This window comes from Streptomyces sp. NBC_00212 (assembly GCF_045206365.1).
In the GTDB taxonomy this organism is placed as follows: domain Bacteria; phylum Actinomycetota; class Actinomycetes; order Streptomycetales; family Streptomycetaceae; genus Streptomyces.
The window spans coordinates 310,497-323,528 of sequence record NZ_CP108116.1; the positions used below are offsets into that span (position 1 = coordinate 310,497).

The following is a 13,032-nucleotide window of genomic DNA, read 5'->3' on the forward strand; positions in this document are numbered from 1 at the left end:
GACGGCCCTCACGCGGGCGGACGGCCGCGCTCAACGGCCTTGTCTCCCACGGGAACGGCTGTGCTGCCGGTCCGGAAGCCCGGCCGAATCGGACGCCGCGATTCCGTCGCACATTGACGACTTCAATACGCGGCAACGGTCGCTTCGGTCGCTACCGAGGGGAGAGGCTGCTCTGGCATCGGAAGCGTCGGGCAGCCGTCCTGCCGGGGGCGCCAACTGCAGGACCGTTCGAGCGCACTCCGCTAGCCTGTGCTGAACATGTTTCGATCTTGGGTCGCTTCGGTCGCTGAAAGGAACTATCAATGCCCCTTGACCTGGGGATTTCTGACAGCGACTCATCCCGGTACGCAGCGATAGAGCAGGAACGGCCAAGGCCGGGGGCGTCGTTGGGCACCGCCTTATGGTGTGCCGAACAGGGCTGGCCCGTGCACCCGTTGGCCCCCGGACGCAAGACGCCGGCCGCCAACTGCGACACCTGCCGGAACCAGCCGCACAGTGCTCAGGCCTGCCCCTGCATCGCCGCCGGTCGCTGGTGCCACGGCTTTCACGCCGCGACGACCGACCCGTCCCGCATCGCGGCCTGGTGGACGGAGCAGCCCCGCTTCGGGGTCGGCGTCGCCTGCGGGCCCGCGAACCTCGTGGTGATCGACGTGGACGCGCACCGGGCGCCGCTGCCGGATCCGGACCGGCTCCTGCCCGGCATCCACATCCCCACCTCGGTGTCGCTGGGGGGCCTTCAGCACGGCTTTCACAGCCTGGCTCTGCTGGCCGCGCTGCGCGGCGCCCAGGACCCGAGCCAGGACGCCTCGACCCTGCGGGTGCGCACTCCTTCCGGGGGGCTGCACCTGTGGTACACGGCGCGGCCCGGCCATGTCTGGCGCTGTTCCAGCGGATCGAGTGCCCGGCGGGCACTGGCGTGGCAGGTCGATGTCCGGGCGCACGGCGGCTACATCATCGCTCCCGGCACCACGACCGCCGTCGGCACGTACACCGTCTGCCGGCCCGTCAGGCACCCCGCGCCGCTGCCGGGCTGGCTCGCCGCCGAACTTGAGCGCACCGGCCACCGCCCGGCCGCGACGTCCCCGAGAGCGGCGACACCTGTACCCTCACGGGCCCGTGCCGCGGTCATCGCCGCGCGCGGCGGCCGCGACGCAGCGCAGCGCAGCCTGGCCACCGTGCTGACGGCGGTGGCGGAGTGCGCGGCCGTTCCGGAGGGCGCGGGCTTCAGCGAGAAGCTCAACCGCGCCGCCTTCACCGCGGGCGGTCTGGTGGGGGCCGGCCGCATGGCCCTCGCCGACGCGGAGTCCGCGCTGGTGGCTGCCGCCGCACATGCACGTCCCGGCCAGGAACGCCGCTGCCTGCAGATCATCCGCAGCGGGATGAGCGCAGGCAGCCGACGGCCGCTCAATCCGGGAGACCGTACGTGAACGACGCGCCATCGCCCCAGGAGGGCCTGTTCGACCCGGTCGAAGTCGCCCGCCAGATCATGCTCGGCTCCGCCGACGGCGTACCCGCGCAGGCGACATCCGATCCGGTCGCGGCACAGGCCAGTGAGCACGGTCTGCTGCCCGACAGCCTCAGCGACCGGGGCAACGCGAAGCTGTTCGTGTCCTTGTACGGGCGGGACTTCCGCCATGTCCCGGGTCTGGGCTGGTACCGCTGGTCCGGATTCCGCTGGGAGATGGACGAGGACGACAACGTGCTGTGGGCGGCCGGCGAGATGGCCGAGTCGCTCGCCGAGACCGACGCCCGTGCGCGGTACACCGATTCTGCGCTGCGCCGCCACCGGCGGCGGGCTCTGTCCACGTCGGGGATCAAGGCCATGCTGATGCAGGCGAAGGCGGCACCGGGCATGGTCCTCAACGCCTCCCTGCTGGACGCCGATCCGTACGCCCTGTGCACGCCCGACGGCGTCATCGACCTCACCACCGGCGCGCTCGCCCCGCCCGATCCCGAGAAGCACTACCACTCGCGCGCCACGAGCGTCCCCTCCCGGACGATGGCCACACCGCGCTGGCAGCGCTTTTTGACCGACACCTTCGGCGACGGCGCCGACGGACACGAGATGATCGACTTCCTGCACGAACTGCTCGGCTACTCCATCACGGGCGATGTCGGCGCGCAGATCATGCCGTTCCTCTACGGGCAGGGAAAGAACGGCAAGAGCGTGCTGCTGGACGTGATGGTCAAGCTGCTCGGCGACTACGCGGATGCCGCCCCGCCCGGCTTCCTCATGGCCCGCCCCTTCGAGGGACACCCCACCGACCTGGCGGAACTGCACGGTCGGCGCATCATCGTGTGCTCGGAGCTCAAGCCAGGCGACCGGTTCGACGAGGCCCGGGTCAAGCTCCTCACCGGTGGTGACCGCATCAAGGCCCGTCGGATGCGTCAGGACTTCTTCGGGTTCAACCCGACCCACAAACTCTGGCTGCTGGGCAATCACCGTCCCGAAGTGGGCACCGGGGGTTACGCGTTCTGGCGCAGGATGAAGCTCATCCCCTTCGAGCGGGTCGTCGCGGACGACCGCAAGGTGGACAACCTCGCCGACGTCCTGGTCACCGAGGAGGGCCCTGGCATCCTCAACTGGCTGGTCACCGGCGCGCGTCGCTACCTCACCGGGCCACGTGACCTCACGGGCCCGCAGCAGGTCCGTACCGCCACCACGGCCTACGCCGAGACCGAGGACCACACCGGGCGCTTCCTGGGCGAGTGCTGCACGCTGACGCCCGCCATGCGTGCCGAGCAGGCGCAGCTCTACAACAGCTACAAGGACTGGTGCCAGCTGGAGGGCGCCAACCCCGTCTCGTCCAGAGCCTTCGCCGCCCGAGTGCGGGAGACTGTCGGCATTGCCACCCCCAAAGACATGATCCTGTCGAATCAGCGGAAGTTCTACCCGGGAATCGGGCTCAACACCGAAGTGGGAGCAACCTCATGAGCGCCCTGATCGAGCCCGAGCAGCTCGCCCACGAGAGCAGGCTCGTATGGCTGGAGGACATCACCGGCCTGGACTATGTGCGCCAGAGCCTGGACCGGCTGCCCACCCGCAGCGGCAAGCCCGCCTACCACCGGGGCGGCCGCATGGTCGGCTACGCGGTGCTCGGCCCCGAGGCGCGCTCCTCCCGCGCGTCCGGAACCTTCCTCCGCCGTGTGTTCTGGCTCGCGCCGCATGACCGGGACGGTCAGCCCGCGGGGCTCTACGCCTGCGGAGCACCGTCGGAGGCTGTCGATCCGCGCACTATCGCCCCGCGGATCAAGGGGTACAAGACCCAGCGGTCCGAGGGCGGCCCAGAGTCCGAGGCGATGCGCGAGCTCGGCATCACGCTGCCCAAGGACTGAGCCCGGACAGCGACTGAAGGCGGGCAGCTCCTCAGCGACTGAGTAGCTGCCCGCCAGCGCTTTAAAAGACACCAGGTCAGGCGGGGTTCGCCAAGCCTTTCAGCGACTGAAGCGACCGAAGGTTCCATCTATGAAGACATTCCCGCGCGGGTGCGCATGCGCGTGTGCGCGTCATAGATAGGAGGCTTCAGTCGCTTCAGTCGCTTTTTCATCGGGAACAGGCTTTTGACCTGGGACTACTGACGACTGAAGGGCAAGCGACTGAACGAATCAGAGTCGCCTGCCCTTCAGTCGCTGCGCAGCGGCCGCCTAACCGCCGGTGTGGCCGAGCCGGACCTCCAGGCCATCCAGCACCCGTTCCAGCGCGTACGCGAAGTTGTCCTCGCGGATCTCCTGCGGGTTCTTGTCCCGGTGTGCGGCCTGGCCCTCACGCAGCCGCGGGTAGTCCTGCGCGGCCTGTTCGGCGGCCGGCATCAGGCTTTCCAGCCACTCCTGCTCGTCCTTGCCGCTGCGGGCGATCATCGACAGATAGGCGGCCTCGCTGGTCGTCATGCCGATGACGCAGGCGATGACGGTGTTCATGGCCTGGTCGGCCTCTTCGGCCGCGAAGCCCGCCGCTCCGAACACGGCCAGCATCCGGTCCGACATCCGCATCACGTTGGGCCCGAGGTGTACGAGCCCGACCTGGCCGAGCACGGAAGCGACCCAGGGGTGGCGCAGCACCATCGACCGCAGGCTGTGGGCACTGGCGCCAACAGCCTTCCGCCAGTTGGTCGCTCCTTCGGCGGCCGGTACCACGAGCTCGCCGTAGACCTCGTCCACGACCAGCTCGATCAGCTCGTCCTTGCTGGCCACGTGCCGGTAGAGAGAGGTGGCCCCGGCTCCGAGGCGGGTGCCAAGGCGCCGCATGCTCAGGGCCTCGAGTCCCTCGGTGTCCAGCAGCTTCACGGCCTCGGACACGATCTGCTCGCGGCTCAGCTGTTCACGCTGCCGGTGCGGACGGGTCCACACCGAGGGAATCGGCGTCTCGCCAGCCATAAGGTGTCCTCTTTCTCTCCCGCTCGAACAATCTTTGTACCGGCCTACCGTAGTCATGCTGTTCGCATGTTGCGTACACCGAACGCTCTGGGGCAACCAGCGCTCCCCACGGGCACTACCGGGTTTCAGCCCGTCTAGTAGTCGAGCTCGACGTAGTCGATGTCGCTGAACTCGACCACGAGATCCTGGGCGCGGCGGCCGCGGTCCTTGAAGTAGATCTCCTGGAGGCCCTCGGCGGCGATGTCCCGCAGCTGCTGCTCGGTGGCGCCGGAGGCCTGGGCCTCGAAGAGCCGGGACGCGTACGTCGGCGGCAGAGCCTGTGTGATGAGGCGCAGCCGGCCGTCGTCGCTGGTGCCCGGAGCAGCGGTGTAGCCGAACCGGGCACGGGTCTCGATGACGATGCCTCCCGTGGTGGCGGCCTGCTTCTGCGCCCTGGCGCGCACCTTCGGCTGCCACCGCTTGCGCACCTCCTCCTGGAGCCGGGCCGCGAGCTCCGTGCGGGGCTGCTTGATCTGGCCCGTGAGGTAGCGCTCCACGGTGCGCTGGGAGATGCCCAACAGCCGAGCCACGTTCCGGGTCGAGCCCTTCTCCTGCTTCACCAGGAACTTCACCTGTGCCTGGGCGGACTTGGGGATCGGCCGGGTGAACGTGTTCGCCGCGGCCTTGTCGAGGCTGTCGCCGAGGATGCCCATCGAGGTCGCCTACTCTCCGTCGATCGCAGCGTCGGTGCCCTTGATGTGCCGGGCCGGGTTGTGGCCTTCGTCGAGCATCTTCACCGCCCACAGCAGTTCTTGGGTGCCCTCGTGCTTGACCATGCCGGGGCTGACTCCGAGCCGGAACGTCCCCGGTGCCGGCTTCCCGTCCGGTGTGTGAGGCAGGAAGTCCAGCGGGCCGGGCCCGTCGGCGAAGTAGACCGCGCAGTCGGACAGCAGGGCGACGGGCAGCAGTGCGTCGTCGGCGAGGTGCAGATGCCCGTCGGGGAGCGGTGCCCGCTGGGTGGCCAGGGCCGTTCTGACGAGCTTGCGGTGCATGTTGACGCGGGCGGTCGAGATGACGGCGGCTCGGATATCGGGCCGCCAGGTCGGCCGTTCCAGCGCGGGCCAGCGCTCGCCGGGCCGATAACCCGCGCCCTGCGGTCGCTCGCGCAGCTTGCCGATACCTCCCTTGACCGTCGACTTGATTGCGGACAGGACGGCGGCCATGCCCGGGTCACCCGCCTTGCAGGTCTCCATCGCGGTGAGGAAGTCCCGTTCGTCCATTCCGGATTCGATCCCGAGGTCGGCCATCGTCGCCTTGTACGCCTCGCTCAGCTGCTTGTACCAGGGGTCGAGGTAGGCCCCGCTCTCAGGACGGATCCAGGCTTCGACCGGAGTCAGAGTGACGGGCAGCCGGTAGGTGGCGATGAGTTCGTGGGCGTAGGCCACGGTGGGAGTCGCATACCAGGCCGGGCCTTGGGGCCGCACGCCGTCCGGTGTGAACGGGCTGGGCAGGCGCGGGTCCAGCCCGATGCCGGACAGGTCGACCAGCCAGGAGCCTGGCACCGTCTTGTCGAAGGTCGGGGCGGTGACGTGGACGGGGGCGCCGAGCCCCACGACAAGACGGTTCGCGGCGGCGAGAAACGCGGTGTTCACATCGATGCCGACCGCGAACTTCCGGGTGCACTCGGCGTCGGTGAGGAGCTGCGGGTCCCGGATCCAGTCGAAGGCTTCTTCGTCGAGGACGTCGGCGGGGGTGCGTTGGTGGCCGCGCGGGTGGAGCGCGGCCACGACGGGGTGCTCGTCCGGGGCCTCGGGCGGCGCCGGATCGACCGCCTCGGTGAGGGAACCGGGCATCGGACCGGACACCCATGCCTCGGACCGCTGGTCCTTCACCGCGCGGGTCGGCGGCCGCAGCGCGGTCATCAGCTCCAGACCCGAGACGGCGGTCGAGCCGCGCGGGGTGATGACACGGGTCGCGTATCCGCCCAGCACACGGGCGAGTTCAGCCGGCGGGAACCGGTCCGCGCTCCCCCAGGCCCGGGCGTCGAGCGCGCCCCATGGCAGGACCGCGAACTGCACACACTGGCGCTGTCCGGAGCGCGCCGGGCGGTAGACGCGCGCCCACGGCCCGAAGCCGCGCCTCGTCAGCTTCCACTTCGCCTTGGTGATCCGTTCGACCGTCGGGTGGGCCTCCGGCAGCCGCAGGCCCCGCCGGTCCTCCAGCACGGCTGGGAGCCCGAGGCGTTCGGCGGCGGCCGCCGTGACGACGATGAGCGGGTCGGAGTCCTTGCCCGAACGGTGCAGCCGCGAGGCACCCAACTTCGCTTCGTTCAACGCCCATTCGACCAGGGACACGATGTCGGTGGCCGGGCAGTCCAGGACTAGGCCGCCGACGCAGTAGGCGGACCCGTCGCCGTCCAGGACGGCGAGCGGACCGTGTGCGAAACGGGGATCGGTCCCAGCGGGAGCGGCCGGCTTGGCGACGGCCTTCTTCGCGGCCGCCCGGCGTGCCGTCGGCAACGGCCCGGCAGGTGCCGGGGCCGGGGTAGCAGCGGGCGCAGGGGCGGAGACAGGGGCTGGCTCGGGCACGAGCTGAGGTGCGGCGATCGAGGGTGCGGGATAGCGGGCGGCGAGGCCTTCGAGGAGGCGGAGGTAGGCGGCCCGCTTGGGCTGCCGGGGTTCGGTGCGCCCGGCCTCCCAGGAGGTCACGGACTCCCGCCGCACGTCCAGCGCATTGGCGACCTGCTCCTGGCTCAGGCCCGCGGCCTTCCGAAGCCGCTTGCGTTCGGTCGGTTCCGGCAGTCCGTCCTCCGCGTTGACCTGCTCCAGCAAGGCATCGACGGAAGCGAACAGCCCCTCCTGCTCGTGGGACACGTCCCTCACCTCCAGCAGCGCACCTTACGTGAACCGCACGTCGAAACGCACACGAAGCGCACGCCGGGCGGAGGTGCTTTCGGCGGGTCTCAGCTTGTTGTTCAGGCTCGGTGGCTTCGCTTGGGTCAGCAGCGCACGCGAGCGGTGCCGCCGTCGATACGGAGGATGCACTCTTTGAAGAGCGCCATGGGCCGGCCTTCGTCCTCAACCAGCGTCAGTGCGAGGTCCCTGATGGGGCCGGATCACCTGTGCTGTTTCGAGCGCCATCGGGTCCGAGCCATGCACGGCTGCCCAGTTCTCGAACCGCGCACGAACGCCTCCCCATCCGGGGCCCGGGATGAAGTGGCAGAGGCACGTTGGCCTTTCGTCGCCGCCCTGGAGACCTACCGCCCTTGCTGTGCCAGCTGCTGGACGCAGTCCGGCCGGGGCCCGAGGTCGCCGCCCTCCGGGTCCGCCGGACGTGTCTATCCGCGATCCGAATGCGGCGTGTCAGTGCCGCCCGAGGATGTTTCGGCGTTCGTGAAGAGGACCTCGCGGGCCTGCTCCGCGGCGCGGGCGATGCCTTCGCCGACGAAGTCGACGAAGCGGGCGATGCTTTCGAGGCGGGCGGCGGCCGGGGTGCCGGAGCCGAGGACGTTGACGCCCTGCCGCGCGGTCTCGACGAGCCGGGCGTGGCCCCGGGCGGCGGCGATCATCCCCTGGTACCAGACGTCGTTGTCGACCACGTAGCGCTCGCGGCGGCGTTCGTCGCGTTCCCGGCGGATGAGGCCCTGGCTGTCGAGCAATGCGACCGCTTTGGAGATGGACGCTGGGCTGACCTGGAGGCGCTGGACGAGTTCGGACGCGGTGAGGCTGCCCGCGTCGGTGGTGTAGAGGGACGCCAGTACCCGGGACGTCATCTTGGGCAGGCCCTGTTGCATGAAGACGGTGGCGAACGTCTCCTCGTACTCGCGCACGGCATCGGCGTCGCGCCCGTGGGCCTGCGAGGGTGCCCCCGCCCTCAGGGGCGGGGCCTGCCTGCGCCGGTGGGCACGACGTTCGGTGGCGCGATGGGCCAGGTCGGCGCGGTAGCCGGTGGGGCCGCCGTTGCGCATCACCTCACGCGTGATCGTCGAGGTCGGACGGTCGAGACGCCTGGCGATTTCCGCGTAGGCGAGGCCGTCGGCCACCCCCAGCGCGATCTGCTGGCGTTCCTGCTGGGTGAGCCTGCCTCCCGGCATTGCGGTCTCCTTCGCTCTCCTTGATGCCTCCAGCATAGCGTTCGCCCTCCACTCATTGCAACGCAATGAGTGGAGGGCGTTGCGTTAAATCCAAAACCATTGCAATGATTTATAGCGCTTCACCTGCTCAAATACCGTTCTAACGCAACAAGCTCGTTGAAGAATTCATGAACGCAACGTAGCGTTTCCATCATCAGAAACAACGAGTTGCAGGAGAACACGATGCAGAAGTTCGACACCCCCGCCCCGATCTCCACCGTCCTCAACGTCCCCGCGGGACGCATCCAGCTCATCGCCGCCGACCGGGCCGACACCATGGTCGAGATCCGGCCCGCGAACGCCTCCAAGAGCCGCGACGTGAAAGCGGCGAAGGAGACGACGGTCGAATACGGCGACGGCGTCCTGCGGATCGAGGCCGCACCGACCAAGAACCAGTACTTCGGCGCCTCCGGATGCGTCGAGGTGACCATCCAACTGCCCGCCGGCTCCCGCATCGAGGCGAAGACGGCCGGCGCCGAGTTCCGGGGCGTCGGACGGCTCGGCGACGTCGCCTTCGAGGGCGCGCTGGGTCCGGTCAAGCTCGACGAGGCCGCAGGCGCCCGCCTCATCCTCCTCGACGGTGACGTCTCGGTCGGCCGCCTGGGCGGCCCCGCGGAGATCCGCACCCAAAGGGGCGACATCCGCATCTCCGAGGCCGTGTCCGGCACCGTCAGGCTGCGTACCGAGTCCGGCGAGATCTCGGTCGGCGCCGCCCGCGGAGTCTCTGCCTCCCTGGACGCCGGCACCGGCTACGGCCGGATTCAGAACGCGCTCAAGAACACCGACGGCACCGCCGCCGGCCTGAACATCCACGCGACCACCTCCTACGGCGACATCACCGCCCGCAGCCTCTGACCGCAGCCTCCGAAGGAGCACCCCTCATGACCAGCTTCGCGATCGCGGCCACCGGGCTGCGGAAGGCCTACGGGGACAAGACCGTCCTCGACGGCATCGACCTCCACGTCCCGGCCGGCACCGTCTTCTCGCTGCTCGGCCCGAACGGCGCCGGCAAGACCACCGCCGTGCAGATCCTCTCCACGCTGATCAGCGCCGACGCCGGCGAGCTGTGGGTCGCCGGACACAACCTGGCCTCCCACGCCCAGTCGGTGCGCGCCGCGATCGGGGTGACCGGGCAGTTCTCGGCGGTGGACAACCTGATCACCGGCGAGGAGAACATGCTGCTCATGGCGGACCTGAACCACCTGTCCCGCCGCGAGGGGCGCCGGGTGACCGCCGAGCTCCTCGAACGCTTCGACCTGGTCGAGGCCGCGAAGAAGCCCGCCTCCACCTACTCCGGCGGCATGCGCCGGCGCCTCGACATCGCCATGACGCTGGTCGGCAGCCCGCGGATCATCTTCCTCGACGAGCCGACCACCGGCCTCGACCCGCGCAGCCGGCACAACATGTGGAACATCATCCGCGGCCTCGTCGCGGGCGGCGTGACCGTGTTCCTCACCACCCAGTACCTGGACGAGGCCGACGAACTCGCCGACCGGATCGCGGTGTTGAACGGCGGCAAGCTCGTCGCCCAGGGCACCGCGAGCGAGCTCAAGCGGCTCGTCCCCGGCGGCCACGTCCGGCTCCGCTTCACCGACCCGGCCGCGTACCAGAGCGCCGCCGTCGCGCTGCGCGAGGCGACCCGCGACGACGAGTCGCTCTCGCTGCAGATTCCGAGCGGCGGCAGCCAGCGCGAGCTGCGGGCCATCCTCGACTGGCTCGACTCCGCCGCCATCGAGGCGGACGAGCTCACCGTCCACACCCCCGACCTCGACGACGTGTTCTTCGCCCTGACCAGCCACCCCACCGCCCCCGTCGCCACCGTCCCGGCCGGTGCCGCCCAGAAGGAGACCGTCCGATGAGCTCCCTGTCCCTCGCCGTACGCGACTGCTCGACGATGCTGCGCCGCAACCTGCTGCACGCCCGGCGCTACCCGTCGCTCACCCTGAACCTGCTGCTCACGCCAATCATGCTGCTGCTGCTCTTCGTCTACATCTTCGGCGACACCATGAGCATGGGCATCGGCGGCGGCGGCCCCGACCGCGCCAAGTACATCGCCTACATCGTCCCCGGGCTGCTCCTGATGACCATCGGCAGCACCGTGGTCGGCACCGCGATCTCCGTCTCCAACGACATGACCGAGGGCATCCTCGCCCGCTTCCGCACCATGGCGATCCACCGCGGCTCGGTCATCGTCGGACACGTCATCGGCAGCGTGCTGCAGTCGATCCTCAGCGTGGTCGTCGTCGGCGCGGTCGGCGTGGCCATCGGCTTCCGCTCCACCGACGCCTCCGTCCTGGAGTGGTTCGCGGCCTTCGGGCTGCTCGTGCTCTTCTCCCTCTCGCTGACCTGGATCGCCGTCGGCATGGGCCTGATCAGCCCGAACGTCGAGGCCGCCAGCAACAACGCGATGCCGCTGGTCCTGCTGCCGCTGCTGTCCAGCGCGTTCGTGCCGCTCCACTCGATGCCGGGCTGGTTCCAGCCGATCGCCCAGTACCAGCCCTTCACCCCCGCCATCGAGACCCTGCGCGGCCTGCTCCTCGGCACCGAGATCGGCAACAACGGATGGCTCGCCATCGCCTGGGCTCTCGGCCTCACCGTGCTCGGCTACTTCTGGTCGAAGGCGAAGTTCAACAGCGACCCGAAGTAACCGCCATGACAGCGCGGGCCGCCTCCCGCAGTTCGTCCCGCCCGAGGGTGGCGTACTCCGACACCGCGTCGGTGCACGCCGCCCCGTCGGCGTTCTCGGCCGTCCGCGGACCAGGCTCGCGCACATTGCCGACCGGAACTTCCGTCAAACACCGGCCAAGGCCACGTCCCCCACACCACACGGGTGCCGTGATCGTAGACAGGCGCTTACGAAACCGGGGTGGACTGGGGCTCGTGCTGGGGCATGGGGGGTACGGCCGGGGCGTTCTGCGGAGCCTGAGGACTCCAAGTCGTGGTCGGTGGGGCGTAGTCGGGCGTCTCGGCATGTACCACAGTCGTGCCCGCCACCCGGTCGGCCACCGTGCGACCCGAATACGCCGACAGGGCGTTGAACCAGAAGACAGCCACCGCGCCCAGCCAGGCGAAGACGGACCAGACGGGGTGTCCGGAGATCAGCAGGCAGCAGGCGAAGGAGAAGCAGCCCACGTCGGCGATGGTGGTCACGGCGGCACGGGCAGCGGCACGGGCGGGGGTGCGCGGGGTGATGCGGATGCCGACGAGTGCTTTGCCAACGGTGCGGCCGGTGACGGCGAGAGTGGCCCAGTGGTAGACGAAGGTCGTGGCGGCCAGGAGCAGGAAGCCCTGGATCACGGCTGTGACCACCTGGTCCCAGAGCGACGTGGCGATCTGCCCCGCCTTGTCGATGGCGCTGCCGTCACCGGTGATGATCTGCCAGCTGGACAGGCCGATTTCGGGAGCGTTGCTCCATACGTCGGTGATTTGGTGGGCGGTGTAGACGCCGATGGCGTACGCCGCGACGAGGATGAGGGCGAAATCGACCGACCAGGCGATCGCTCGGCGCGCGATGGCGGGGCGGTCCTGGGGCGTTAAGGGGTCCGGCGAGCTGGTGTACATGGTCGTCTCCCACTGGTGTGAAGGGCGGTGACGGCTCCGGTCGGCCGAGGTCGCCGGTCTCGTGTATCCAGATGCACCGGTCGGGGCCGGTCAGGCCGGTATCCGGGGCACGCAGACAGGTCCTCCTGGTCTGCGCCGTCGGCCGACCACGCCCGGATGCGTCTGGCGTCTTCCTTGCCGCGCCCGTCCCGGCGAGGGGCCTCGCAGTGCGCTCCCCGTTCGAGCGGATTCGCGGGCCCGCCGACGGACCGGCCGTGGGTGGACACCTTCCTCCGCACGGGCGTCCGCACCGTCGTGGACCGATGTGCCGGGCGAGTCTTGTCGCTGGTCGTGGGCGTCGGTGAAGACGAACAGCCGGAGCACGATGAACCGCCCGAGGCCCGCGAGTCCGGACGCCGAAAGGTAGACGGCCTGCTCGGCCAGCACATTCGGCGAGGCCACAAGCGCATGCAGAGCGACCATCGCGAGGCAGGTCACCACGTACGCACCCGCCGCCGACCCTGCCGACTGCACATGCCGACGCCACCCGGCACGACCACCCGCCTGGAACGTGAAACGGGCGTGCAGCTCCGTGGCGAGGGCCGTCGAGGCAGCGGTGACCAGTGCGTTGGCCAGCGCCCAGGGCAGCAGCAGAGCGAGGAGTGCCACGGCGCTGCTGGAGGCGACCCCCAGACCGCCACCGCACAGGACGAATCGAAGGAACGCGGTGAACGGGCCGGGCGCTGCGGCGAGTTGTCGCTCTTCCACCTCCATGCCCCACCCCCACTCGATTCGTACGGCGTACGTTGCAGTGAACACTGTACGTACTGAAGAACAGTGTGCGCAAGTCTGGACGCCGTACGAGGGGCGGTCGCGCGGCGGCCGAACGCAGGGCCCGCGCAAGGTTGTTGACCATCCGTCCTCCGTCGGGATCGCTGCCGATGGGTTCCTCGCCGTGCGCAGCACTTCCAGCAGCTTTCACTGCACGGCCCGGCCTGGTGCGAGCG

12 protein-coding genes are annotated in these 13,032 nt (G+C 69.7%); 6 read left to right on the plus strand and 6 right to left on the minus strand.

Annotated features, from left to right (window positions below; genetic code table 11):
* Positions 1-302: 302 nt before the first annotated feature.
* The 3 genes from OHA17_RS41165 to OHA17_RS41175 are packed head-to-tail and all read left to right on the plus strand — an operon-like array spanning position 303 to position 3,336.
* Complete coding sequence (locus OHA17_RS41165; protein ID WP_331721458.1) at positions 303-1,427, plus strand: bifunctional DNA primase/polymerase; 1,125 nt, start codon at positions 303-305, stop codon at positions 1,425-1,427.
* A 59-nt stretch (positions 1,428-1,486) separates the two neighbouring features.
* Positions 1,487-2,935, plus strand: a complete 1,449-nt coding sequence (locus OHA17_RS41170; protein ID WP_331721583.1) for a phage/plasmid primase, P4 family — start codon at positions 1,487-1,489, stop codon at positions 2,933-2,935.
* Positions 2,932-3,336: a DUF6009 family protein gene (locus OHA17_RS41175; RefSeq protein ID WP_331721459.1), complete on the plus strand. Its 405-nt coding sequence runs from the start codon at positions 2,932-2,934 to the stop codon at positions 3,334-3,336. Before OHA17_RS41170 ends, OHA17_RS41175 begins: the two co-directional genes overlap by 4 nt.
* 309 nt (positions 3,337-3,645) lie before the next feature.
* Here OHA17_RS41175 and OHA17_RS41180 read toward each other — a convergent pair whose 3' ends face one another.
* The 4 genes from OHA17_RS41180 to OHA17_RS41195 all read right to left on the minus strand — a co-directional run bounded on the left by OHA17_RS41180 (position 3,646) and on the right by OHA17_RS41195 (position 8,446).
* A complete protein-coding gene (locus tag OHA17_RS41180; RefSeq protein WP_331721460.1) occupies positions 3,646-4,374 on the minus strand; it encodes a TetR/AcrR family transcriptional regulator in 729 nt (242 codons plus the stop codon).
* 134 nt (positions 4,375-4,508) lie between these two features.
* Positions 4,509-5,066 carry a telomere-protecting terminal protein Tpg gene (gene tpg, locus OHA17_RS41185; protein ID WP_331721461.1) on the minus strand — a complete coding sequence of 186 codons (558 nt, stop codon included), beginning with the start codon at positions 5,064-5,066 and terminating at the stop codon, positions 4,509-4,511.
* 9 nt (positions 5,067-5,075) lie between these two features.
* The gene (gene tap, locus OHA17_RS41190; RefSeq protein ID WP_331721462.1) at positions 5,076-7,226 is read right to left on the minus strand and encodes a telomere-associated protein Tap; all 2,151 of its coding nucleotides are present in this window, start codon (positions 7,224-7,226) and stop codon (positions 5,076-5,078) included.
* Between the two features lie 464 nt (positions 7,227-7,690).
* Positions 7,691-8,446 carry a helix-turn-helix domain-containing protein gene (locus OHA17_RS41195; RefSeq protein WP_331721584.1) on the minus strand — a complete coding sequence of 252 codons (756 nt, stop codon included), beginning with the start codon at positions 8,444-8,446 and terminating at the stop codon, positions 7,691-7,693.
* A gap of 222 nt (positions 8,447-8,668) precedes the next feature.
* On the opposite strand from OHA17_RS41195, the gene OHA17_RS41200 reads away from it, so the two are divergent.
* From OHA17_RS41200 to OHA17_RS41210, 3 genes are read left to right on the plus strand one after another with little or no spacing between them, the layout of a single operon-like run.
* On the plus strand, positions 8,669-9,340 hold the full coding sequence (locus tag OHA17_RS41200; RefSeq protein WP_331721463.1) for a DUF4097 family beta strand repeat-containing protein: 672 nt from the start codon (positions 8,669-8,671) through the stop codon (positions 9,338-9,340).
* A gap of 26 nt (positions 9,341-9,366) precedes the next feature.
* Entirely contained in the window at positions 9,367-10,344 is a 978-nt protein-coding gene (locus OHA17_RS41205; protein WP_331721464.1) for an ATP-binding cassette domain-containing protein, read from the plus strand.
* Positions 10,341-11,132, plus strand: coding sequence for an ABC transporter permease (locus OHA17_RS41210; RefSeq protein ID WP_331721465.1), 792 nt, complete (start codon positions 10,341-10,343; stop codon positions 11,130-11,132). The genes OHA17_RS41205 and OHA17_RS41210 overlap by 4 nt, the downstream gene beginning before the upstream one ends.
* Positions 11,133-11,338: 206 nt before the next feature.
* On the opposite strand, the gene OHA17_RS41215 is transcribed toward OHA17_RS41210, so the two are convergent.
* Both OHA17_RS41215 and OHA17_RS41220 read right to left on the minus strand, forming a co-directional pair.
* Positions 11,339-12,046, minus strand: coding sequence for an RDD family protein (locus OHA17_RS41215; protein ID WP_331721466.1), 708 nt, complete (start codon positions 12,044-12,046; stop codon positions 11,339-11,341).
* Between the two features lie 90 nt (positions 12,047-12,136).
* Positions 12,137-12,844 carry a hypothetical protein gene (locus tag OHA17_RS41220; RefSeq protein ID WP_406510984.1) on the minus strand — a complete coding sequence of 236 codons (708 nt, stop codon included), beginning with the start codon at positions 12,842-12,844 and terminating at the stop codon, positions 12,137-12,139.
* Between the last annotated feature and the right edge of the window lie 188 nt (positions 12,845-13,032).